The organism is Streptomyces lothianensis (assembly GCF_047779955.1).
Lineage (GTDB): Bacteria > Actinomycetota > Actinomycetes > Streptomycetales > Streptomycetaceae > Streptomyces.
The window spans coordinates 194,962-218,050 of the sequence record NZ_JBLMKT010000028.1 but is presented as its reverse complement, the minus strand read 5'-3'; the positions used below and the strand labels follow the sequence as shown (position 1 = coordinate 218,050).

Genomic DNA, 23,089 nt, shown 5'->3' with positions numbered 1-23,089 from the left:
GAGGAACGGTCCGGGCCGGGGTCGGGTGTGTGCGCGGGTTCGGGGTCAGGCTCTCAGGCGGAGGCCTCTCGGGGTGGCCAGGAAGCCTGCCTCTTCCAGGAGGCGGCCCAGGGGCGAGGTCAGGGAGGAGACGCCGTTGATCCGTTCCACCGTGACCGTGCCCAGGCTGCCCGCCGCGGCCGCTTCCGCGAGGGCGGTGGCTGCGGTGTGCAGGCGGGGATCGTCGGGAGCCGGTGGTTCCTCGGGGGTGGAAGGCCAGGCGAGCAGTGTTTTGCCGCCGCGCTCCATGTACAGGGCCAGTTCGCCGTTGACCAGGACGACCAGGGCGCCGGCCTTGCGGCCGGGCTTGTGGCCCGCACCCGTGGGAGGTTCGGGCCAGCCGAGCGCCGCGCCGTATGCGTTCGCGGGGTCGGCTGCCGCGAGGACCACCGCCCGGCCGGTCTCGGTGTCGGTCTCGCGCTCGCGGGCCGTGGCGGCGGCCCGCAGCCGGTCCACCGCGCCGTCCATCGCGAACTGGGCCGCGCCCAGGCCCTCCACCACGTACCCGCGACGGGCCTGGCCGCTGTCCTCGAAGGCGGACAGGATGCGGTAGACCGCGGAGAAGCCGCCCTCGACGCCCTCGGCGGCCACGGCGCCGCGGGTGACGACGCCGTGGCGGTCGAGGAGGGTGCGGGCCAGCGCGTGTGCACGGACCGTGGGATCGGGTTCGCGGGCCGGGATCAGGGACCAGCGGCCCGCGACGGTGGGCGGTCCGGTGCGGGAGGCGGGCCGGGTGGTGCCGGTCAGGGCTCCGTAACGGCCGCGGGGCACCTGGCGCTTGGCGCGGTGTGCGGTGGAGCCCGCCGTGCGGCCCGAGCCGAGCAGTGCGCGCAGCGGGGCGAGGGTGTCGTTGGTGAGGCGGCCGGACCAGGCGAGTTCCCAGAGGGCGTCGGCGAGCTGGGGGTCGGTGGCGTCGGGGTGGGTGGTGGCTCGTACCTGGTCGGCGATCTGGCGGAAGAACAGTCCGTAGCCCCCGGACAGGGCGGTCATGATCGATTCCTGGAGGGCGGTCGGCTCCATCGGGTGTGGTTCGGGCAGCAGGAGAGGGGCGGCGTCCGCGAGGTAGAGGGAGATCCAGCCGTCCTTGCCGGGGAGGGCGCCCGCGCCCGCCCACAGCACCTCGCCGGTGGTGGTGAGTTCGTCGAGGAGGGCGGGGTGGTAGCCCTGGACGCGGGAGGGCAGGACGAGTTTCTCCAGGGCGGATGCGGGGACGGAGGCGCCCTGGAGCTGTTCGACGGCGCGGATCAGGCCGTCCGCTCCGCGCAGGCCGTGGCCGCTGCCGAGGTGCTGCCACTGCGGCAGGAAGCCGGCGAGGGCGGCCGGGGGTACGGGTTCGAGCTCCTGGCGGAGTGCGGCCAGGGAACGGCGGCGCAGCCGGCGCAGGACCGTGGCATCGCACCACTCCTGGCCGATGTCCAAATCAGGAGGTGTGACGCGTAGCGCCTCGTTGGAAGGGTGGTGGTGGGCGACATCAGGAGGTGTGGCGCGTAGCGCCTCGTTGGAAGGGTGGTGGTGGGCGACGGGTGGGCGGAACTCCCCTTGGACGACCCTGCCGTTCGCGGCCAGGCGGTGCAGTGCGCCCTCCGTGACCGCGATGCCCAGGCCGAAGCGCGCGGCCGCGGTCGCCGAGGTGAAGGGTCCGTGGGTGCGGGCGTAGCGGGCGAGCAGATCGCCGAGCGGGTCCTTGACCGGTTCGGTGAAGGCCTCGGGAACGCCGACGGGCAGGGCGGTGCCGAGTGCGTCCCGCAGCCGGCCCGCGTCCTCGACGGCCGCCCAGTGCTCGGCTCCGGCGATACGGACCTCGATGGCACGGCGGGCCTTCGCCAGCTCCTCGGCCCAGGCGGGTTCGGCGCCGCGCTCGGCCAGCTCCTCGGTGGTCAGCGGCCCGAGCAGACGCAGCAGGTCCGCGACGCCTTCCGCGTCCTTGACCCGCCGGTCCTCGGTGCGCCACTGCAGCTCCTGCTCCAGCTCGGCGAGCACATCGGCGTCCAGGAGCTCGCGCAGCTCCGCCTGGCCGAGCAGTTCGGCGAGCAGGCGGGAGTCCAGGGACAGGGCCGCCGCCCGGCGCTCGGCGAGCGGTGAGTCGCCCTCGTACAGGAACTGGGCCACGTATCCGAAGAGCAGCGAGCGGGCGAAGGGGGAGGGCTCGGGGGTGGTGACCTCGACGAGGCGGACCCGGCGGGATTCGATGTCGCCCATCAGCTCGGTGAGGCCCGGCACGTCGAAGACGTCCTGCAGGCACTCGCGGACGGCTTCGAGGACGATCGGGAACGAGCCGAACTCGCTCGCCACCTCGAGCAGCTGCGCGGCGCGCTGGCGCTGCTGCCACAGGGGTGTGCGGCGGCCCGGGCTGCGGCGGGGAAGCAGCAGGGCGCGGGCGGCGCATTCGCGGAAGCGGGAGGCGAACAGGGCCGAGCCGCCCACCTGGTCCGTCACCAGCTGGTTGACCTCGCCCCGGTCGAAGACGACATCGGCCGCACCGACCGGGGCCTGTTCGGAGTCGAAGTCGGTGCCGAGATTCAGCGGCTCCTGGTCGAGCAGGTCCATGCCCATCAGATCGGCATCGGGCAGGCGCAGCACGATGCCGTCGTCGGCGTGCATGACCTGGGCGTCCATGCCGTACTTCTCGGCGAGCTTGGCGCCGAGCGCCAGCGCCCAGGGCGCGTGCACCTGGGCACCGAACGGCGAGTGGACGACCACGCGCCAGTCGCCGAGCTCGTCGCGGAAGCGTTCGACGACGATGGTGCGGTCGTCGGGGACATGACCGCAGGCCTCGCGCTGTTCGTCGAGATACGCGAGCACATTGCCCGCCGCCCACGGGTCCAGGCCCGCGGCGGCGAGGCGGGCGCGGGCTTCGTCGGCGCTCAGTCCGCCGATCTCGCGCAGGAACGCGCCGAGCGCGCGGCCGAGTTCGAGCGGGCGGCCCAGCTGGTCGCCCTTCCAGAACGGGAGCCGCCCAGGGACTCCGGGAGCGGGGGAGACGAGCACCCGGTCCCGGGTGATGTCCTCGATACGCCAGGAACTCGTGCCGAGGGTGAACACATCGCCGACCCTCGACTCGTACACCATCTCCTCGTCCAGCTCACCGACCCTTCCCCCGCCCTTCTTCGGATCGGACCCGGCGAGGAAGACGCCGAAGAGGCCGCGGTCGGGGATGGTCCCCCCGGAGGTCACGGCCAGGCGCTGGGCGCCCGGGCGGCCGGTGACGGTCCCGGCCACGCGGTCCCACACCACACGCGGGCGCAGCTCCGCGAAGGCATCCGACGGATAACGGCCCGCGAGCATGTCGAGGACCGCGGTGAACGCCGACTCGGGCAGGGAGGCGAAGGGGGCCGCGCGGCGGACGAGGGCCAGCAGGTCGTCGACCTGCCGGCTGTCCAGGGCGACCATGGCGACGAGCTGCTGGGCCAGCACGTCCAGGGGGTTGGCCGGGATGCGCAGGGACTCGATGCCGCCCGTACGCATCCGCTCGGTGACCACGGCCGCCTGGACGAGGTCGCCGCGGTACTTCGGGAAGACCACACCGGTCGACACCGCGCCCACCTGGTGCCCCGCGCGGCCGACGCGCTGCAGGCCCGAGGCCACCGACGGCGGCGATTCGACCTGCACCACGAGGTCCACCGCGCCCATGTCGATGCCCAGCTCCAGCGAGGACGTGGCGACCACGGCGGGCAGCCGCCCGGCCTTCAGATCCTCCTCGACCAGGGCGCGCTGCTCCTTCGACACGGAGCCGTGGTGCGCCCGGGCGAGGACGGGCGGGGCGCCCCGGGCCGCTCCCGAGGCGCCCATCAGCTCCGCCGGGGAATGCGCCTCGGGGACGGTCGTGCCGGAGGCACGCGGATCGAGCACGGCGCCCGTGGCGCGCTCGTACGCGATCTCGTTGAGCCGGTTGCACAGGCGCTCGGCCAGGCGCCGGGAGTTGGCGAAGACGATCGTGGACCGGTGCGCCTGGACGAGGTCGGTGATCTTCTCCTCGACATGCGGCCAGATCGAGGGGCGCTCCGCCTGGCCGCCACCGTCCGAATCGCCGACCGGGGAACCCGCCAGCTCGCCCATGTCCTCGACCGGGACGACCACGGAGAGATCGAACTCCTTGCCCGACGGCGGCTGCACGATCTCGACGCGGCGCTGCGGTGACAGATAGCGGGCCACCTCGTCCACCGGCCGTACGGTCGCCGAGAGCCCGATCCGGCGGGCCGGACGCGGCAGGAGCTCGTCCAGCCGCTCCAGGGAGAGCGCGAGATGGGCGCCGCGCTTGGTGCCGGCGACCGCGTGCACCTCGTCGAGGATCACCGTCTCGATACCGGCCAGGGCCTCCCGGGTGGCCGAGGTCAGCATCAGGAACAGCGACTCGGGGGTGGTGATCAGGATGTCCGGCGGGCGGGTGCTCAGCGCCCGGCGCTCGGCGGCCGGGGTGTCACCGGAGCGGATGCCGACCCTGATCTCCGGCTCGGGCAGGCCGAGGCGGACGGATTCCTGGCGGATGCCGGTGAGCGGGCTGCGCAGATTGCGTTCGACATCCACCGCGAGGGCCTTCAGGGGCGATACGTACAGGACCCGGCAGCGTTTCTTCGTCTCGGCCGGCGGCGGGGTGCTCGCCAGGGAGTCGAGGGCGGAAAGGAAGGCGGCGAGGGTCTTTCCGGAGCCGGTCGGGGCGACCACGAGCACGTCCGAACCCTCCGCGATCGCCCGCCACGCGCCCTCCTGGGCGGTGGTGGGCGCGGAGAAGGCCCCCTTGAACCAGCTGCGGGTCGCGGGGGAGAACGTGTCGAGCGCTGTCCCGGTCGTCATGGGTCCATCGTGCACGCCGGGACTGACAATCGGGGTGGAGGTCGTCGTTTGTGCAGGTGGGAGGGCTGCATGCGGGCGGCCCGGGGGCGGGTGCGCCCACGTGGCCCGGGGCAGCGGGCCGAGCCGCCACCCGGCCCGCTGAGCCCGGGCCGCCCGCCGCTCACTTCGGCGTGCTGAGGTACCACCGGTGCCCGAACGGATCATGGAAGATCGCCACCCGTCCGGCGTACTCGGAGTCCTCCGGCCCCCGGTCCAGCGCGACACCCGCGCCCGTGACCCGCGCGCAGACGGCATCCACGTCCGCCACCGTCAGATGCAGCGACACCGCCGCGCCCCGCCCCGGCTCCGGCGGCGCGACGCCCACCTCCGGGAAGTCCTCGGCCATCATCCAGCCGGCCCCGTCGACGCTCAGCTCCACATGTCCGATCCGCCCGTCGGGCATCTCGATCGGCTCGTACGTCACCTCGGCGCCGAGCACCTCGGTGTACCAGGTGATCGCGGCCCGTGCATCGGCCACGCACAGGTACGGCGTCAACTCACTCATCGCTCCTCCTCGGGGTGCTGGGGCTGCATGAACGACCACAGCCCGCCTTCGGTGTCCCGTACTCCGTACTCGCGGACGCCGTACGGCATGTCCATGGGCCCGTAGACGATCTCGCCCCCTGCCTCGCGCACCCGCGCGCAGTGCGCCTCGACGTCGTCGACGTGCACCGCCATGCAGTGGCTCGCGCCGCCGAGGGTGGCCGGTGAGGCGAGGCCGTACTCGGGCGCCTCGCGGTGCATCCAGATGAGCCCGTCGCCCGCGTACACCTCGCCGTGCACGATCGCGCCGGACCCGTCCCGGCTCAGCTCGCCCGGGCCGAAGCCGAAGACCTCCACGAGGTGCCGTTGGGCGGCCTCGATGTCGCGGTAGACCAGGAGGGTGAGCCGCCGGGTGGCTGCGGTCTCCGGGTCGGCCAGCGCGGTGAGCACGCCGAGCAGTTCCTCGTCGGCCGGGGCCTGCCCGCTCATCAGCCGTTCCTCCACCGTGCGGACCCGTTCCCGCTGCCGGGCGAGCTCGGCCATCCGGCGGTCGAGGCCGGCGAGGTGGCGGCTGGTCAGGCTCAGGAGGTCCGTACGGTCCGGTGCGAGTTCGGCGACGGGCGTGCCGAGCTCGCGCAGCAGACGGATCCGGTAGAGCCGGTCGATCTCGGCGGGGCCGTACACACGGCGGCCGCCGCTGTCGCGTGCGGGCGAGAGGAGGCCGAGCTCCTCGTAATAGCGGAGGGTGCGTTCGGTGACTCCCGTACGGTGGGCCACCTCACCGATCGTGACGTCCATAACGGCACGTTAGGACTTTCCGTAACGTGAGGAGCAAGCCCGGCCTGCGAGAATATTCGGCATGGCGGGTATGGGGGGCAGGGCGAAGGGGGAGTGGGCGCGCTTCTGGCAGCACGAGCAGCTGCCGGGCGTCGACCTGCTCAAGGCGCACTACGTGCGGCACACCTTCACCCGGCACAGCCATGAGGGCTATGTGTTCGGGGCGGTGAGCGGCGGCGTCGAGGATGTCGTCCTGCCCGCAGGGACCGTGCACGCCGGGCCCGGATCCGTGATCCTGATCAATCCCGAGGTGCCGCACGCCGCGCGGGCCGGGGTGCCCGAGGGCTGGGTGTACTCCACGCTCTATCCGTCCGCCGAGGTGGTCACGCGGATCGCCGAGGAGACCACGGCACTGCGCGGTACACCCGGATTCGCCGAGGTGGACGTGCCCGACCCGGGGGGCGCGCGCCTCATACGGGAGGTGCACCGCGCCGCCGAGGAGGGCAACGCGCTCGCCGCCGACACCGTGCTCAAGGTGCTCGTCGCCCGGATGCTCCGGCGGCACGGCAGCGCGCTGCCCGCGCGCGCCCCGCTCGCGGCGGGGGCCCGGAACGCCGCGCAGGCGCGTGCCGTGCTCGAAGAACGGATGGCCGAGCCGCCCAGCCTCGAAGCGCTCGCCGCCGAGCTCGGAACCAGCCCCTTCGCGCTGCTGCGGGCCTTCAAGCGGCAGTACGGGATGCCGCCGCACAGCTGGCTCACCAACGCGCGGGTGCGCAGGGCCCGGGAACTCCTGGACGCGGGGAGGTCACCCGCCGAGACGGCCGCTTCCGTCGGCTTCACCGACCAGCCGCACCTCAACCGGCACTTCAGCCGTATCGTCGGGGTGCCGCCGGGCGCGTACCGGAAGGGGCGCGGAATCGCCTACGGAACCGGGGGCCCGTACGAGACCGGCGGCCCGGCGGGCGGGCCGGGCGGGCCGGGCGCGCCGGATGGGCCGGATGGGCCGCATGGGCCGGGCGGGGCCCGCAAGAACGTACAAGACCTGACCGAATCCGCCCCCGTAGCGTCGGACCCGTGCCAGAACAGCAGACACCCACACCTACCGCACCTGTACGTGCCGAAGAACGTGCCGAATCACCAGCCGAAGGCATCTCCAACGACCAGGTGACGGCCTCCGGCACGACGGCCCCCGACGCGGGCAAGCCGGACTCCGCCGTCGTGCGCGACGCACTGGGCGTCGGCTTCGCCGTCGGGCTCTCCGGCTTCGCCTTCGGCGTCACCTCCGCGAGCAACGGGCTGAGCCTGCTGCAGACCTGCGCGCTCAGCCTCCTCGTCTTCACCGGCGCCTCGCAGTTCGCGCTGGTCGGCGCGCTCGCGGGCGGCGGGAACCCGATGACGGCCGCGGCGGGCGCGTTCTTCCTCGGTGTCCGCAACGCGTTCTACGGGCTGCGGCTCTCGCAGCTGCTGCAGCTGCCGCGCTGGGTCCGGCCGTTCGCGGCGCAGTGGGTGATCGACGAGACCACCGCGGTGACCCTCGCCCAGCCCACACGGCGGGCGCGCCGGATCGGCTTCGTGGTCACCGGGCTCACGCTGTACGTGCTGTGGAACCTGACCACGCTGCTGGGTGCCGTGGGCGCCGAGGCCATCGGGGACACCGAGGCCTGGGGCCTGGACGCGGCCGGACCCGCGACCTTCCTCGCCCTGCTCGCCCCCATGCTGCGCACGGCGACGGAGCGCGCGGTCGCGGCGCTCGCCGTGATCCTGGGGCTCGGGCTCCTTCCCGTGCTGCCGAGCGGTGTGCCCGTCCTGGTGGCGGCGCTCGCGGCACCCCTCATCCTCTTCGCGCAGGGCCGCAGGCCGCGGGGCGCGGACGTCTCCCGGGAAGGATCCGACCGATGAACATCTGGCTTGCGATCGCGGTCACGGTGGCCGGCTGCTATGCCGTCAAGCTCCTCGGCCTTCTCGTCCCCGCAGGAGTTCTGGAGAAACCGCTGGTCCGCCGCCTGTCGGCGCTCCTGCCTGTGGCGCTCCTCGCCGCCCTCACCGCCCAGCAGACCTTCGCCGAAGGCCAGCACCTGATCCTGGACGCGAAGGCGGCCGGCCTCCTCGCGGCGGCGGTGGCACTCATCCTGAGAGCACCGTTCCTGCTGATCATCGGTGCTGCGGTGGTGGTGACGGCGGGGGTGCGGGCGCTCGGGGGGTGAGTTGGGGAGGGGGCTGTCAGTGGTCGCCGATAGCCTTGGAAGGGCTTCGGCCCCCGGGAGGGAGGGGACTGTGCGTTTCCCCTCGTTGCCCCCCGGCACTGCTCAGTCCAGCGCCCGCCCGTGCGCCCGCAGCGTCCGCAGGGCCTCGATGGTCAGGATCGGGCGCCATTCCAGGGCCGGGCCCGGGGCCCACTGGTGCCAGGGGACCGGCCAGCCGCCGTCCTGTTGCTGTCGGGAGGCGAGGTGGTCGAGGGAGCGGGCCATCTCCTCGTCGGTGAACCAGGAGCGGGCCGGTGAGTCCGGTACCGGCGCGTAGTCGTGAGGGAAGTGGTGCTCGCCGGGCGCGTATCCGGGGGCCACGGGGTAGTCCCCGCGGCGGCGCGGGTCGAGGACGGCGAGACGCTGCTCCCGTACGAGACGGCCCAGCCGGTTCGCGGCGGCGCGCGCCCGAGCGCGGTCGGGGGCGCCTTCCAGGAAGGCCAGGGCCGCGTGGATCTCGTACGGGTGTGATGTGCCGAGTGCCTCGATCGCCGCCCAGCAGTAGTCCGTGGCCCGGAACAGCCAGGCGTGCCAGACCTGGTTGCGGTGCAGCAGGCCGACCACGGGCCCGGTGGCGAGCAGGTCGCTCGGCGGGTCGTCGACGACCGGGACGAACGGGGCGTACGGATAGCCGCGCTGGCTGGGGTGGATCGCGGGGAGGGCGCCGTCCGGCGTGGAGACCTCGGAGAGGTGGCGGCAGACCCGTTCGACGCCCTGGCCGCCGCAGCGGCCGATCGAGTCGAGGACGCGCAGCGCGTGGGCGGTGTGCAGCGGCTGGCTCACCGGGCCGCGCAGGTCGGGTTCGAGCGCGTGGCCGTAGCCGTGGTCCTCGGTGCGGTAGGCGGCGAGCGCGGTCTCGACGGGCTCGGCCGCGGCGCCCAGGAAGTGGTACGCGAAGCGGCGCTGTTCGAGGACCCGCGCGTTCAGCCACACGAACTCCTCGGCGCGGGCGAGAACGGAGGACCGGTACGGCGACGGCTCGGCGGGCGAACGGTCCGGATGCGCCGGGGCGCCCGGGGTGTTCGGGGTGCCCGGGGTGTCCGGGCGCGCCGGGTTGGCCGGGTGCGCTGGGGTGTCCGTGTGCGGTGTGCCGGGGGGCTGCCCCGGGGCTACGGATTCAGCCATGCACCGCACCGTAGGCTGCTCGGCGCCGTGGGCAAGGGCTTCGGGGCAAGGCCCACCCGCATGGGCTGGATACTGGACTCATGCGGTTGACGGTCTTCTGGCAGCGGATGGCGGAGCACTTCGGTGCGGGATACGCCGAGACGTTCGCGCGCGATCATGTGATGTCCGAGCTCGGCGGGCGGACGGTGCACGAGGCACTGGACGCGGGCTGGGAGGCGAAGGACGTGTGGCGCGCGGTCTGCGCGGCGATGGGGGTGCCTGCGGAGTCGAGGTGAGCGGGCCCGAATGTGACGCGGGTGTCACTCAAACACCTGCCCGGAGGCGCTCCGCGTACGCGAGACTGGCCCCGTGCCCGCCACCGACGACACCCCAGCAGCGCAGGACCCCACAACGTCCGCCGACGTGCCGCCCGAGGCGGCATCCGGGCGGGCGCAGATGATGCCTCGTTGGCTGCCGCGTGCCATGGTGCTCGCGCTGGCCCTGATCGCCTGCTTCCAGCTGGGCAGCTGGGCTTTCCACCAGCTCACCGGGCTGCTGATAAACGTCCTGATCGCGTTCTTCCTGGCGCTCGCCGTGGAGCCCGCGGTCAGCTGGATGGCGCAGCACGGGGTCCGCCGCGGGGCGGCCACCGCCATCGTCTTCCTCGGTGTGATCATCGCGGGCGCCGGTTTCGTGACGCTGCTCGGGTCCATGCTCGCCGGGCAGATCGTGGAGATGGTCGAGGACTTCCCCAAGTACCTCGATTCGGTGATCAGCTGGATCAACACCACGTTCCACACCGAGCTGTCCCGCGTCGAGCTGCAGGACAGCCTCGTCCGCTCGGAGTGGCTGCAGAAGTACGTGCAGAACAGCGCCTCGGGGGTGCTGGACGTCTCCGCCCAGGTGCTCGGTGGCATGTTCCGGCTGCTGACGGTCCTGCTGTTCTCGTTCTACTTCGCCGCCGACGGCCCGCGCCTGCGCCGCGCGGTCTGCTCGGTGCTGCCGCCCGCCAAGCAGGCGGAGGCGCTGCGGGCCTGGGAGATCGCCGTCGACAAGACCGGCGGATATCTGTACTCGCGCGGCCTGATGGCGCTGATCTCCGGGATCGCGCACTTCATCCTCTTCGAGTTCCTCGATGTGCCCTACGCGCCGGCGCTCGCCGTGTGGGTCGGCGTGATCTCGCAGTTCATCCCCACGATCGGTACGTACCTGGCGGGCGCCCTGCCGATGCTGGTCGCGTTCACCGTGAACCCCTGGTACGCGCTGTGGGTGCTCGGCTTCGTGGTGATCTACCAGCAGTTCGAGAACTATCTGCTGCAGCCCAAGCTCACCGCCAGGACCGTCGACATCCACCCGGCGGTCGCGTTCGGCTCGGTGATCGCGGGCACCGCGCTGCTCGGTGCGGTCGGCGCGCTGATCGCCATCCCGGCGGTCGCCACGTTGCAGGCGTTCCTGGGGGCGTATGTGAAGCGGTACGACGTGATGGACGACCCGCGTGTGCACGGCCACCGCCGCCGCAGCGGCCCGCCGCTCGCCCGCCTGCGCCACGCCCTGCGTGGCGAGCCGACCGGCGGGCCGCTGGACGACGCGACGGCGGAGGTCCGGGACGGATAGGGCCTGGGGGCCGGGCCGTGGATTCGGCCCGGCCCCCGCCGCACCACCACTCAGTGCCGCTCCAGCTCCACCCGCGGCAACACCCGCCGCAGCCAGGCCGGCAGCCACCATGCGCGCCGCCCGAGCAGCTGCATCACGGCGGGGACGATCAGGCAGCGGATCACCACCGCGTCGAGCAGGATCGCCACGGCGAGCCCGAGGCCGAACTGCTGCAGCATCCGGTCGGGGCTGAGGATGAACGCCGCGAAGACGACGATCATGATGGCAGCGGCCGCCGTGATCACCTTGCCGGTCGCGGCGAGCCCCTCCCGTACCGCCTCCTGCGGGTTCTTCGTGCGCTCCCACTCCTCGTGGATCCGGGAGAGCAGGAACACCTCGTAGTCCATGGACAGACCGAAGACGATCGCGAAGATCATCACCGGGATGAAGGCCTCGATCGGCCCGGGTTCGACCCCGAACCAGCCGTGCTGGAACACCAGCGTGATCGCGCCCAGCGCCGCACCGATGCTGACCAGGTTGAGCAAGGCCGCCTTGACGGGGATCAGGACGCTGCGGAAGACGAGCAGGAGCAGCAGCGCCGAGAGCCCGACCACGATGGCGACGAACAGCGGCATCCGCTCCGAGACGGTCGCCGCGAAGTCCTCGGTCGCCGCGGTCGAGCCGCCGACCAGGAGCTGCGCCCCGGCCTCGTCCTCAAGGGGCGGCAGTACGTCGTTGCGCAGATCCTTGACCAGCTCCGAGGTGGCCTCGTCCTGCGGCGCCGACTCGGGGAACACCATCAGCGTGCCGACCTCGCCGTCCTGCGAGGGGATCGGTGCGCTGACCGCGGCGACACCGGGGGTGTCGGCGAGAGCCGTCCGTACGGATCCGAGGTCCGAGGCGCCTTCGGCGATCACGAAGAGCGGCCCGTTGAAACCGGGGCCGAAGCCCTCGGCGAGCATGTCGTAGGCCTGCCGGCTCGACTTCGTCGGGGCGTCGTTGCCCGCGTCGGCGAAGCCGAGCCGCATCCCCGCGGCGGGTGCCGCGAGCGCGCCGAGCGCCACGACGGAGACCACGAGCGCGGCCCACGGCCTGCGCTGCACCCCGCTCGCCCAGCGCCGCCACCCGGCTCCCTCCACCCGCTGCCTCTTCCCGGCGCGCTTGGCGACCTGCCGCTGGATCCGCCGCCCGAACACCCCGAGCAGCGCGGGCAGCAGCGTCAGCGAGGCGGCCATCGTCACCAGGACGGTGAGCGCGACGGCGAGCGCCACGCCCTGCAGCGAACCGAGACCGAGCGCGACCAGGCCCATCAGGGCGATGATCACGGTGCAGCCGGCGAAGAAGACGGTGCGGCCCGCCGCGTCCAGGGCGGAACGCGTCGCCTGCTCGGGTCCGGCGCCGTGCAGGAGCTCGGAGCGGTAGCGCGAGAAGATCAGCAGCGCGTAGTCGATGCCGACACCGAGCCCGACCAGCATCATGATCGGCGGGGTGAAGTCGGCGACGTTTGCGAAGTGCGAGACGAGCGCGATCAGGCCGATCGACGAGGCCACCGCGAACACCGCCGTGAGCACCGGCAGGCTCGCCGCGACCAGCGACCCGAAGAGGAAGACGAGGATCACCAGCGCACCGAGGATCCCGGCGCCTTCGGCCGCACCGCCCCCGGCCTCCTCGGCACCGCGTGCCGCGTCCCCGCCGACCGCGGCCTCGACGCCGTCCCCGTCGAGGGTGTCCGTGGCCTCGATGATCTTGAGGACATCGTCCTTGGGTACGTTCTCGGCGGCCCCGTCGAGCGTCACGGTGGCGTAGCCGACGGTTCCGTCGCGCGAGACGGCCGACTCGTCCTCGTAAGGAGAGTGCACACCGGTTACGCTCGGCAGGCCCTCGACCTCGGCGAGCACCTCCTCGACGCGGCCCTGCAGGCCGGCGTCTTGGATGCCGCCCTCGCTCCTGATCACGAGCTGCACGGAGGCATCGGCCTGGCTGGCGCCGTGCTCCTCCAGGACGCTCTGCGCGGTCTGCGAATCGGTGCCCGGCAGTGAGAAATCGTTGTGGTACGCGCTGCCGACCGCCGTGGACAGCCCGATGATCCCGGCGACGAGCACCACCCACAGGGCAAGGGCCCGCCATAGGTGGCGATACGAGAAGGCGGCGAGCCGCTCGAAGACGCTCGGCCGGTGGACCGGGCGTGTGAGCTGGTCGGTGGACATGGAGTCCCTCCTGAAGAGGTGTCGGATGACGGAAGTCGAACGGGGCTCGGAGGTTCGAGGGGCCTCAGAGGTACGAGGGGTCCCAGACGTACGAGGGGTCCCAGACGTTCGAGGGGTCTCAGAGGTACGAGGGGTCTCAGAGGTACGAGGGGCGGGTCACGCGGCCCCGGAACGTGCGCCACATCCACGCCTGGACGGCAACCAGGAGCGGCGTGACGACGAGCAGGGCGGGCACGAGCAGACCGATGGACGAGCCGGCCGACTCCGCGAGGGGCAGGCGGAGCCCGCCGAGCAGCGGGAGGGCCGCCATGAGGGCGGAGGTCAGGGCGAAGGACTGCCAGGTGCGGGCCGCGCCGCCGACGAGGACACGCGCGCGGGCGTACGGATCGCCGGTCAGGCGCAGTACGGCGAAGCCGAGCCCGTGCACGGCGAACAGTGCGGCGACGGCGAGGGTGATCAGGACCGCGACGGGACCGCCGGCCGGGGATTCGGGCGAGCCGCTGAACAGCCCGGCGAGCAGCCGGCCCCAGGCCAGGGCGAGAATCCAGCTGCCGCCCGCCACCGCCGTATCGCAGACGAGACGCCATCCGCGCCCGCCGCCCGCCTCGGGTCCGTCCGCACGGCCGCGTGCACCGGCGTCCGTACCGCCTCGCGCGCCTCCCGCACTGCTGCCCGCACTGGCGCCTGCGCTTCCGTCGCCGCCCGCGCTCCTGTCGCCGCCCACGCGCCCGCGCAGCCACAACCCCATGTCGCGCACCACCCAGCCCGCAAGCAGGGTGACGACGACCGGGAACTGTCCGCTGAGGAGCTCGCCCTCCAGCGCCGGGAAGCAGCCGATGAGCAGGCCCGCGGTGGCCACCAGCCACACCTCGTTGCCGAGGAAGAAGGGGGCGAACGAGGCGATCACCAGGCGGCGTTCACGATCCGAACGGCCCAGGTACGGGGCAAGCATCCCGGTGCCGATATCGGCGCCCGCGAGCACGAAGTAGCCGACGGCGAAGAAGCCGAGCAGGGCGATGGCGAGGGTTTCCATGGTGGCGGGCTCCTAGTAACGCGCGGCGGGCAGGGCGGCGGCGGGGTCGTCGGCTTCGCGCTCGTCCACGCCCAGGCCGGTCTCGACGGGGCCCAGGCGGGCGTGGCGGGCGAGCAGCCAGAAGTTGACTGCGGCGAGCAGCGCGAAGAGCGAGGTGAAGACGATCAGGGAGAGGCGCATCGAGTCCGGGGCGACCGGCGAGACGGCGTCCTCGGTCTTCAGCAGGCCGTAGACGACCCAGGGTTGACGGCCCGCCTCGCGGAACACCCAGCCGCTGATCATCGCGATGTACGGCAGCGGCATCGCGGCCATGAGCAGCACATGCCAGAGCCGGAAGCGGAAGACGACCTTGCGGAAGACGGCCAGCACCACACCGGCGACGCAGAGGTACATCATGAGCGCGAACGCGAGCAGCATCAGGATCCCGGCGCCGCGCGTGAGCGCCTCGGAGGGCACGTAGTCACCGGGCCCGAACCGCTCCGTCATCTCCGCCTGCAGCCGGGCGATCTCGGCGGTCTTCGCCCGGAACACCGCCTCCTTCATCGGCTGCATCGCGATGAACTGCAGCCCGCCGAAGACCGCGGTCACGAACAGCGCGGGCAGCGAGAGGAAGACGCCGATCCGCAGGCTCTTCCCGAAGAACTCCCACTCGGACGTGCGCTTGAACAGGTGGTACGCGGAGACGCCCGCCAGGAAGAAGCCGGCCGTGAGCAGCGCTCCGGCCAGGATGTGCCCGAAGGCGAGCAGGGCACTGGGGTTGGTGAACAGCTCCAGCGACTTGTCGAGGACGAGGCGGCCGTCCTCCTCGCGGTGGCCGACGGGATTGTTGAGGAAGCCGTTGGCGACCAGGATCCAGTAGGCCGAGGCATACGCGGTGAGCGTGACGCCCCAGATCAACGCCAGGTGGACCCACTTGGAGAAGCGGTGCCAGCCGAAGATCCACAGACCCAGGAAGGTGGACTCGACGAAGAACGCGACCACCGTCTCCAGGGCCATCGAGGCACCGAAGACATCGCCCGCGTGATGCGTGAGCCCGCTCCAGCTCAGCCCGAACTGGAACTCCATGACGAGGCCGGTGACGATGCCGACCGCGTAGTTGATCACGTACAGGCGGCCCCAGAAACGCACCATGCGGGCGTACAGCGGCCGGCCGCTCACGGTCGCGGCCGTCTGGATGCAGGCCACGACGGTCGCGAGGCCCAGGGTGAGCGCGACGAAGAGGAAGTGGCCCCCGGCGGTCAGCGCGAACTGGAGGCGGGCGAGATCGAGCGTTTCCGGATTCACGCTCTCACAGTCGTCGTACGACTATGGCGGGCGCGTCGGGTGGCGGTGGACAGTGGGTGTACCACCCGGGTTGCGGGGCGGGGCGGATGTGTACCACCGGAGTTGCGGGGCGGCCGGGACCACCCCTAAGGGGCGCCCCGTGTGACCGCGGGGGGGGCCGGGAGGTGCTGCGCGGGAGAGGTGGTGCCTGGGAGGAGTGCCCGGGCAGGTGGTGCCCGGGCAGAGGTCCCTCAGGCCAGCCAGCCCGGTGTGATCATCCCCGATTCGTAGGCGAGGATGACCAGTTGCGCCCGGTCGCGCACGTCGAGCTTGGTCATGATCCGGCTGACGTGCGTCTTCGCGGTCGCGGGGGACAGAACCAGGCGCCTGGCGATCTCGTCGTTGGACAGCCCGGCGCCGACCAGGCCCATCACCTCGCGTTCGCGCTCGGTGAGCGCGTTGAGCCGCGGACTCGGGTCGGGCTGCTTGCTGCGGCCCGCGAACTCCGCGATGAGGCGCCGCGTCACGGCCGGGGCGATCAGCGCGTCGCCGCGCGCCACCACCCGTACCCCGTGCAGGAGTTCCATCGGCTCGGTGTCCTTGACCAGGAAGCCCGAGGCGCCCGCGCGCAGCGCCCCGTACACGTAGTCGTCCATGTCGAAGGTCGTCAGGATCACCACCCGAACCCCCTCGAGCGCCGGGTCCGCGGTGATCCGAGCGGTCGCTTCCAGGCCGTCGAGCACGGGCATCCGGATGTCCATCAGGACGACGTCGGGGCGCAGTCGACGGGCGAGCGCGCAGGCCTGCTCGCCGTCCGAGGCCTCGCCGACCACGGCGATGTCGTCCTCGTCCTCGAGCATCGAGCGGAAGCCGGCCCGCACCAGCGTCTGGTCGTCGGCGAGCAGGACCCGGATCGTGCCGGGTGCCGTGGTGTCCGGTGCCGCCGGGCTCGTTCCGCCGCTCATCCCGCCGTTCGTTCCGCCGTTCATTGCGCCCCCTGGTTGTCGTGGAAGGGCAGCCGGGCGACGACCCGGAAGCCTTCCGCCGTGTTCTCGGTGGTCAGTTCGCCGCCGAACGCCCTGGCCCGTTCGGCCATCCCGCGGATCCCGCTGCCCTGGCCGGCCCCGTCGGGCGCGCCCAGGCCATCGTCCTCGATCACGAGGCGCAGCAGGTCGGGCTTCTCGTAGTCGAGAGTGATCCTCGCACCGGTCGCCTGTGCGTGGCGGGCCACATTGGTCAGCGATTCCTGCACGATCCGGTACGCGGCCAGGTCGAGCGGCGGCGGCAGCGGACGAGCGGTGCCGGTGGTCCGTGCCGTCACGTCGAGCCCGGCGCTCCTGGCCCGCCCGACCAGCTCCGGCAGCTGCGCCAGGCCGGACGCGGGCGCGGTCGGCGCGGCCTCACCGGAGCCGCGCAGCATCCCGAGCGTGGAGCGCAGCTCGCGCAGCGCATCCTTGCTGGTCGACTTCACCGCCTCCAGGGCCTCTTCGGCGGATACGAGGGCGGTCTCGGCGGAGACGTGGGCGGCGGCCGGATCCTCGGCGGGCCGCTGCTTGCCCAGTTTGTGCAGGGCGGCGCTCGACTGGACGTTGATCAGCGAAATGCTGTGCCCGAGCACATCGTGCACCTCGCGGGCGATCCGCAGCCGCTCCTCGGCCGCGCTCTGCTCCGCCCGCGCCGCCTGCTCGCGCTCCGCGGCGAGCGCGCGGGCGCGGACCTCCTCCAGATATGCGGCGCGGGTGCGCTGGGCGCGGGCGAGGACCAGGACACTGAGCAGCCAGCCGGCCAGCATCATGATCGACTCGTCGTCGATGTTCCGCTGGCCCGGCTGTCCGCGGGTCTCCCCGTACGCGATGATCAGCATCACCCCGACGCCGAGTGCGACCGCGGCGGCGAACCTGCCCTCGGCCGCGGTCGTGTACAGCGCGATGACGAAGGCGATCAGGAGCGGGCCGTCGTACGCGCTCAGCGGGTAGTAGACGGCGCAGCCGGCGAGCGTGAACAGGGCGACGGCGACCGGCAGCCGGCGACGGAAGTACAGCGCGCCGCAGACGGCCGCGATGAGTACCCAGCCGAGCGCGGCCTGCCCGAAGGTCTCGCTGTTGCCGCGCATCGACCAGAACGTGCCGGCCACGACGATCACCGCCACGGCCCCGGCTACGGCGATGTCCTGACCGCGTTCCGACAAGCGGCCGACGAAGGGGCGGGGCGGGGAGTGAGACATGGTCCGAGGATATTCACGGGGCGGCGCTCCGAGCCGGGACGGCGGCCTTGGACCCGGACCGGGCCTGCCCCTCGGGAAGGCCGGGAGGCCGGGGGCGGGCGGCGTCGGTGGCCGGTGCGGACGGTGTGGACGTGCGGCCGTGGCGCGCTTGACAGTAAAATCGAACATCCATTCTCATGGGTGTTCTGGCAGCACTGCAGGCCCGTGACTCCCGGGATCCGCGCGGAGTTATCCACAGGCCGGACGGGCGTCGGGGCGGATTGTCAGTGGCAGGCGATAGCGTCTTTGACGTGAAGCGATCGACTCAAGCAAACCGGGTGGAACCCATGGCAGGAACCGACCGCGAGAAGGCGCTCGACGCCGCGCTCGCACAGATTGAACGCCAATTCGGCAAGGGCGCAGTGATGCGCATGGGCGAGCGGCCGAACGAGCCCATCGAGGTCATCCCCACCGGGTCGACCGCGCTCGACGTCGCGCTCGGCGTCGGCGGTATCCCGCGCGGCCGTGTGGTGGAGGTGTACGGGCCGGAGTCCTCCGGCAAGACCACGCTGACCCTGCACGCGGTGGCGAACGCGCAGAAGGCCGGCGGCCAGGTCGCGTTCGTGGACGCGGAGCACGCACTCGACCCCGAGTACGCGAAGAAGCTCGGCGTCGACATCGACAACCTCATCCTGTCCCAGCCGGACAACGGTGAGCAGGCCCTCGAGATCGTCGACATGCTGGTCCGCTCCGGCGCCCTCGATCTCATCGTCATCGACTCCGTCGCCGCCCTCGTGCCGCGCGCGGAGATCGAGGGCGAGATGGGCGACAGTCACGTGGGTCTGCAGGCCCGCCTGATGTCGCAGGCGCTGCGGAAGATCACCTCCGCGCTCAACCAGTCCAAGACCACCGCCATCTTCATCAACCAGCTCCGCGAGAAGATCGGCGTGATGTTCGGCTCGCCGGAGACCACGACCGGTGGCCGGGCGCTGAAGTTCTACGCCTCCGTGCGCATCGACATCCGCCGCATCGAGACCCTGAAGGACGGCACGGACGCGGTCGGCAACCGCACCCGCTGCAAGGTCGTCAAGAACAAGGTCGCGCCGCCCTTCAAGCAGGCCGAGTTCGACATCCTCTACGGGCAGGGCATCTCCCGCGAGGGCGGCCTGATCGACATGGGTGTGGAGCACGGCTTCGTGCGCAAAGCCGGTGCCTGGTACACGTACGAGGGCGACCAGCTCGGCCAGGGCAAGGAGAACGCGCGCAACTTCCTGAAGGACAACCCCGACCTGGCCAACGAGATCGAGAAGAAGATCAAGGACAAGCTGGGCGTCGGCGTGCGGCCGGGCGAGGGCGACCCGGAAGCCGATGCGGCGGGGCCCGCGGCCGAGGCGAAGGACGCGGCCGCCAAGTCCGTTCCCGCCCCGGCCGCCAAGGGCAAGGCGACCAAGGCCGCGGCGGCCAAGAGCTGATCCGTGGTACGTCGCACCGACTGGCCCGAAGAGGCGGCGGACACCGGCTCGGAGCCGCCGGAACCGCGAAGGCGCCGTGGGGGCGGCGGCCGACGCGGATCCGGTGAACAGGACAGCGGTTCCCCCGCTCCGTCGAGGGCCGGAGAGGGGGAACCGCGCCGCGGCCGCGGCGTACGGGGGCCCGACTCGCCGGAGCAGGCAGCCGATCCGGCCGAGCGGGCGCGGAACATCTGCCTGCGCCTGCTCACCGGCACGCCGCGCACCCGCAAGCAGCTCGCCGACGCCCTGCGCAAACGGGAGATCCCCGACGAGGTGGCCGAGGAGGTGCTCTCCCGATTCGAGGAGGTCGGGCTGATCAATGACTCGGCCTTCGCCGACGCCTGGGTCGAGTCCCGCCACCACGGCCGGGGCCTCGCCCGGCGCGCGCTGGCCCGCGAGCTGCGCACGCGAGGGGTCGACTCCGGGACCATCGACGAGGCGGTCGGGCAGCTCGACTCCGAGCAGGAGGAGGAGACGGCCCGCGAGCTTGTCGCCCGCAAGCTCCGCGCGACCCGCGGCCTCGACCGCGAGAAGCGCATCCGCCGCCTCGCGGGCATGCTCGCCCGCAAGGGCTATCCCGAAGGGATGGCGCTGCGGGTGGTGCGGCGGGCGCTCGAGGAGGAGGGGGAGGACGTGGACGAGCTGGGGTTCGAATGACGCGGGACAGGCTTCAGTCGGTCTCCGCGGCGTGGATCGCCCGTGCGGCCGCCTCGCCGGATACGTCCCGGTGCTCCTCCGCCTCGCCGGACCGGCCCCGGACTTCCGCCGTGGTGGAGGCCCCGGGCTCCGTCGCACCGCGCGCACCATCCACTGCCGAGCGCGGCGCGCCCACGGCGTCGTCCTCCGCCCGGCCCACCGTCGCGCCGCGCCGAGCGCCCGAGGGCGGTGCGGGCCGGCCGCCGCGGGCCGTGTCCGCGGCCGCGTACAGTTCCGCGGGCCGTACGCCCGTGAGGGCCGTGACCAGGTGGCCGTCGGGGCGCACCAGAAGCACGGTGTGGGCGACGGCGCCCGGATAGCCCTCCGCGACCAGGAGCTCCGCGGGCAGCGGCAGCGCAGTGACGGCCGCCGCGAGCCGGGGCATCACACCGGCCCGCAGCCAGTGCCGCCGCTCCCAGACCCCCGTGCCCGGAGCGACCAGGACCACCAGCATCCGCCCGCGCCCCAGCCGGTCCCGCAGCCGCACCTCGGAGCCGTCCGGCGCGGTCACCGGGACGTCCGCGATCGGCTCGCCCGCCGCCGTACCCACGGTGACCTGGGAACCCGAGGCCTCGCCGAGGGCGAGCGGAGACGCTGCGTACGAAGGCAGCGAGCCGAGCGGGCCGCGCCCGAGGTGTCCGTCGGTGAGCAGCGTGTCCTGCCCGCGCGCCGTCCCCGGCACACACGCCCGCAGCCCGCCGCCGCGCAGTATCGGCAGCGCCTGGTCGGCGGCGCGCAGCCGGGCTGCGACCGCGGTCCGCCGCTCCGCCTGATAGCTGTCGAGCAGCAGCTCCGACTCGCCGTGATCGCGGCAGAGCGCCAGCTTCCAGGCGAGGTTGTCCGCATCCCGCAGCCCCTCGTCCACGCCCTGCGTGCCGAGCGCGCCGAGCAGATGCGCCGCGTCCCCGGCGAGGAAGCAGCGGCCCACCCGCCAGCGCCGGGCGAGGCGGTGGTGCACGGTCTGCACACCGGTGTCGACGAGTTCGTACGGCGGCGTGGCACCGCACCAGCCGGCCAGGGTGTCCCGTACGAGGCTCACCAGCTGCTCGGGCGTGACGAGTTCGCTGCGCGCGGGCAGCAGCCAGTCGAGGCGCCAGGCGCCGTCCGGCAGCGGACGCGCGGTGATCTCGGCGGGCGCGCCGCGCCAGGGCGCCATCCGGTGCAGCAGCGCCTCACCGGGCCACGGCAGCTCGGCGTGCAGCGCCGCGACCGCGTGCCGTTCGACCGCCGTACGCCCGGGAAAGCGGATGTCGAGCAGCTTGCGCACCGTGGACCGCGGGCCGTCGCAGCCGATCAGATAGCTGCCCCGCCACCAGGTGCCCTTGGGCCCACGGGCGTGCGCGGTGACCCCGCCGGCGTCCTGCTCGATCGAGCCGAGCCGGCTGTCGACGGCCACCTTGATGAGGCGTTCTTGCGCGACGGCGGCGCGCAGGGCGGCGGTGAGGCTGTGCTGAGCGAGGTGCACCGGACCGGGACGCGCCTCGTCGAAGGTGATCCGCCGCACCTCCTGCTTGCGGCGCAGCGAACGCCAGCCGGCCCAGCGGGCGTCACTCAGGGTGATGCCGGTGAGGCGTTCGGTGAGACCGGCCGTGTCCTCGCGCAGCACCACCGTGCGCGCGGGCCGCTGCTCGTCCTTGCCGGGGCCCTCGTCGAGGACGACGGAGGGGATGCCGTGCCGCGCGAGCGCCAGCGCCGAGGTGAGTCCCACGGGCCCGGCTCCCACGATGATTACCGGATCCACGGCGCCCGACCTCCCGCCGACTGGGTCCTGCGGAGCCGGCGCTGAGGGGCGCCCGGACGCGGCCTACGGCAGCGGGCAGTTGACGCGGTGTGCACGATCACAGAACGTATGCAACCGAGTGCATGCCTCCCTAGTCAAGCTGCGGCCTCCCCGCGTACGGAAGGCTTCCCTCCGGTGGACTGCTCATGTAAGCGCACCCGTTGGGGCGGGGCGCGCCCGGCCGCGTCCGCGATGTGCCCGACACCCCTGGTGCTCACCGAGTGTGACCTGGCAGGATCGCCCGCATGTCACCCACCCTCGCGCGCCTCGGCAGGCGCCGTGCCCTGCAGGGCACGGCAGCCGCGCTCGTGGTGTTCGGGCTGCTCCTGTGGTGGCTGCTGCCACTGGGAGCGGACCGGCCCGGCGGACAGGTCGTCTTCAGCACGGGCGGCCGCGGCGGCGTCTACGAGGAGTACGGCAAGCTGCTCGACCGGGCGGCCGTGAAGGACCTCCCCGATCTCGACATCGACCTGCGCACCAGCAAGGGCTCCAAGGAGAACGTCGAGCGGGTGGCGGACGGCCGCGCCGACATCACCATCGCGGCCGCCGACGCCGTACAGCAGTACAAGGACAGCGAGGCGCCCGGCGCCGACGTGCTGCGCGGCTGCGCCCGCCTCTACGACGACTACGTCCATCTGGTCGTCGCCGCCGACTCGGGCATCGAAAAGGCCGCCGACCTGCGCGACAAGCGGGTCGTCGTCGGCCCCGAGGGCTCGGGCGTACGGATCATCGCGGACCGGGTGCTCCAGGCGGCGGGCCTCGATCCGGCCGGGGACCTGCAGCCGCTGGGTGTCGCCTCGCAGGACGCGGATGATCTCCTTGAGCGCGGCGAGGTCGATGCGTTCTTCTGGTCGGGCGGTCTGCCCACACCGTTCGTGGAGAAGCTGTCCGAGCGGATGGAGATCAGCCTCGTACCGCTCGGTGACGTGATCGAGGCGCTGCACGCGCGGCCCGGATCCGCCGGGTACTACCGGGCTTCGGTGATGCCGGCCGACGCGTATCCCCGGGCGCAGCGCGGACACACGGTGGACACGATCGCCGTGGCGAACCTGCTGGTTGCCGCGGACCGGGTGGACGACCGTCTGATCGAGTGGCTGACCCGGGTCGTCATAGACCACCGCGACAGCATCGGCAGCGAGGTGCACGCGGCGCAGGTGGTGGACCTGCGGACCGCGCTGTTCACGGATCCCCTGGAGCTGCACGAGGGCGCTCGGCGGTACTACCGCTCGGTGAAGCCGTGAAGCCGTGAAGCCGTGAAGCGGTGAAGCGGTGAAGCGGTGAAGCCGTGAGGCGGTGAGGCCGTACTGCTGAACAGCGGACGCCGGGC

At 72.6% G+C, this 23,089-nt stretch carries 18 protein-coding genes; 8 read left to right on the top strand and 10 right to left on the bottom strand.

Annotated elements, in window-relative coordinates; genetic code table 11:
• Positions 1-45: 45 nt before the first annotated feature.
• The 3 genes from ACLF6P_RS08935 to ACLF6P_RS08925 all read right to left on the bottom strand — a co-directional run bounded on the left by ACLF6P_RS08935 (position 46) and on the right by ACLF6P_RS08925 (position 6,150).
• On the bottom strand, positions 46-4,830 hold the full coding sequence (locus tag ACLF6P_RS08935) for an ATP-dependent helicase (protein WP_415949323.1): 4,785 nt from the start codon (positions 4,828-4,830) through the stop codon (positions 46-48).
• Between the two features lie 160 nt (positions 4,831-4,990).
• Positions 4,991-5,374 (bottom strand): VOC family protein, encoded by a 384-nt coding sequence (locus ACLF6P_RS08930; protein ID WP_415949322.1) that lies wholly within the window; start codon positions 5,372-5,374, stop codon positions 4,991-4,993.
• A complete protein-coding gene (locus ACLF6P_RS08925) occupies positions 5,371-6,150 on the bottom strand; it encodes a MerR family transcriptional regulator (RefSeq protein WP_415949321.1) in 780 nt (259 codons plus the stop codon). The genes ACLF6P_RS08930 and ACLF6P_RS08925 overlap by 4 nt, the downstream gene beginning before the upstream one ends.
• A gap of 61 nt (positions 6,151-6,211) precedes the next feature.
• Here ACLF6P_RS08925 and ACLF6P_RS08920 point away from each other — a divergent pair, with 61 nt between their 5' ends.
• The 3 genes from ACLF6P_RS08920 to ACLF6P_RS08910 are packed head-to-tail and all read left to right on the top strand — an operon-like array spanning position 6,212 to position 8,333.
• On the top strand, positions 6,212-7,297 hold the full coding sequence (locus tag ACLF6P_RS08920) for a helix-turn-helix domain-containing protein (protein WP_415949319.1): 1,086 nt from the start codon (positions 6,212-6,214) through the stop codon (positions 7,295-7,297).
• Entirely contained in the window at positions 7,294-8,028 is a 735-nt protein-coding gene (locus ACLF6P_RS08915) for an AzlC family ABC transporter permease (protein WP_415949318.1), read from the top strand. The genes ACLF6P_RS08920 and ACLF6P_RS08915 overlap by 4 nt, the downstream gene beginning before the upstream one ends.
• On the top strand, positions 8,025-8,333 hold the full coding sequence (locus ACLF6P_RS08910) for an AzlD domain-containing protein (RefSeq protein WP_415949317.1): 309 nt from the start codon (positions 8,025-8,027) through the stop codon (positions 8,331-8,333). Before ACLF6P_RS08915 ends, ACLF6P_RS08910 begins: the two co-directional genes overlap by 4 nt.
• A gap of 102 nt (positions 8,334-8,435) precedes the next feature.
• Here the strand turns inward: ACLF6P_RS08910 and ACLF6P_RS08905 are convergent, their stop codons facing one another.
• Positions 8,436-9,497, bottom strand: coding sequence for a hypothetical protein (locus ACLF6P_RS08905; RefSeq protein ID WP_415949316.1), 1,062 nt, complete (start codon positions 9,495-9,497; stop codon positions 8,436-8,438).
• A gap of 80 nt (positions 9,498-9,577) precedes the next feature.
• On the opposite strand from ACLF6P_RS08905, the gene ACLF6P_RS08900 reads away from it, so the two are divergent.
• Positions 9,578-9,772 (top strand): DUF3046 domain-containing protein, encoded by a 195-nt coding sequence (locus ACLF6P_RS08900; RefSeq protein WP_415949315.1) that lies wholly within the window; start codon positions 9,578-9,580, stop codon positions 9,770-9,772.
• Positions 9,773-9,845: 73 nt separating this feature from the next.
• Positions 9,846-11,090: an AI-2E family transporter gene (locus ACLF6P_RS08895; protein ID WP_415949314.1), complete on the top strand. Its 1,245-nt coding sequence runs from the start codon at positions 9,846-9,848 to the stop codon at positions 11,088-11,090.
• A gap of 50 nt (positions 11,091-11,140) precedes the next feature.
• On the opposite strand, the gene ACLF6P_RS08890 is transcribed toward ACLF6P_RS08895, so the two are convergent.
• The 5 genes from ACLF6P_RS08890 to ACLF6P_RS08870 all read right to left on the bottom strand — a co-directional run bounded on the left by ACLF6P_RS08890 (position 11,141) and on the right by ACLF6P_RS08870 (position 17,796).
• The gene (locus tag ACLF6P_RS08890) at positions 11,141-13,276 is read right to left on the bottom strand and encodes an MMPL family transporter (RefSeq protein ID WP_415949313.1); all 2,136 of its coding nucleotides are present in this window, start codon (positions 13,274-13,276) and stop codon (positions 11,141-11,143) included.
• Positions 13,277-13,412: 136 nt separating this feature from the next.
• Positions 13,413-14,309, bottom strand: a complete 897-nt coding sequence (locus ACLF6P_RS08885) for a cytochrome d ubiquinol oxidase subunit II (protein ID WP_415949312.1) — start codon at positions 14,307-14,309, stop codon at positions 13,413-13,415.
• A 12-nt stretch (positions 14,310-14,321) separates the two neighbouring features.
• Positions 14,322-15,593, bottom strand: coding sequence for a cytochrome ubiquinol oxidase subunit I (locus ACLF6P_RS08880; protein ID WP_415949311.1), 1,272 nt, complete (start codon positions 15,591-15,593; stop codon positions 14,322-14,324).
• Between the two features lie 230 nt (positions 15,594-15,823).
• The gene (locus tag ACLF6P_RS08875) at positions 15,824-16,537 is read right to left on the bottom strand and encodes a response regulator (RefSeq protein WP_415949350.1); all 714 of its coding nucleotides are present in this window, start codon (positions 16,535-16,537) and stop codon (positions 15,824-15,826) included.
• A gap of 20 nt (positions 16,538-16,557) precedes the next feature.
• On the bottom strand, positions 16,558-17,796 hold the full coding sequence (locus tag ACLF6P_RS08870) for a sensor histidine kinase (RefSeq protein WP_415949310.1): 1,239 nt from the start codon (positions 17,794-17,796) through the stop codon (positions 16,558-16,560).
• Positions 17,797-18,122: 326 nt separating this feature from the next.
• Between ACLF6P_RS08870 and recA the strand changes: the two genes are divergently transcribed.
• Together recA and recX are read left to right on the top strand one after the other, a co-directional pair.
• Positions 18,123-19,247 carry a recombinase RecA gene (gene recA / locus ACLF6P_RS08865; RefSeq protein WP_415949309.1) on the top strand — a complete coding sequence of 375 codons (1,125 nt, stop codon included), beginning with the start codon at positions 18,123-18,125 and terminating at the stop codon, positions 19,245-19,247.
• Between the two features lie 3 nt (positions 19,248-19,250).
• Positions 19,251-19,943 carry a recombination regulator RecX gene (gene recX / locus ACLF6P_RS08860; protein WP_415949308.1) on the top strand — a complete coding sequence of 231 codons (693 nt, stop codon included), beginning with the start codon at positions 19,251-19,253 and terminating at the stop codon, positions 19,941-19,943.
• Positions 19,944-19,956: 13 nt separating this feature from the next.
• Here the strand turns inward: recX and ACLF6P_RS08855 are convergent, their stop codons facing one another.
• Positions 19,957-21,723: an FAD-dependent monooxygenase gene (locus ACLF6P_RS08855; protein WP_415949307.1), complete on the bottom strand. Its 1,767-nt coding sequence runs from the start codon at positions 21,721-21,723 to the stop codon at positions 19,957-19,959.
• Positions 21,724-22,007: 284 nt separating this feature from the next.
• Here ACLF6P_RS08855 and ACLF6P_RS08850 point away from each other — a divergent pair, with 284 nt between their 5' ends.
• A complete protein-coding gene (locus ACLF6P_RS08850; RefSeq protein WP_415949306.1) occupies positions 22,008-23,003 on the top strand; it encodes a TAXI family TRAP transporter solute-binding subunit in 996 nt (331 codons plus the stop codon).
• Positions 23,004-23,089: the final 86 nt, after the last annotated feature.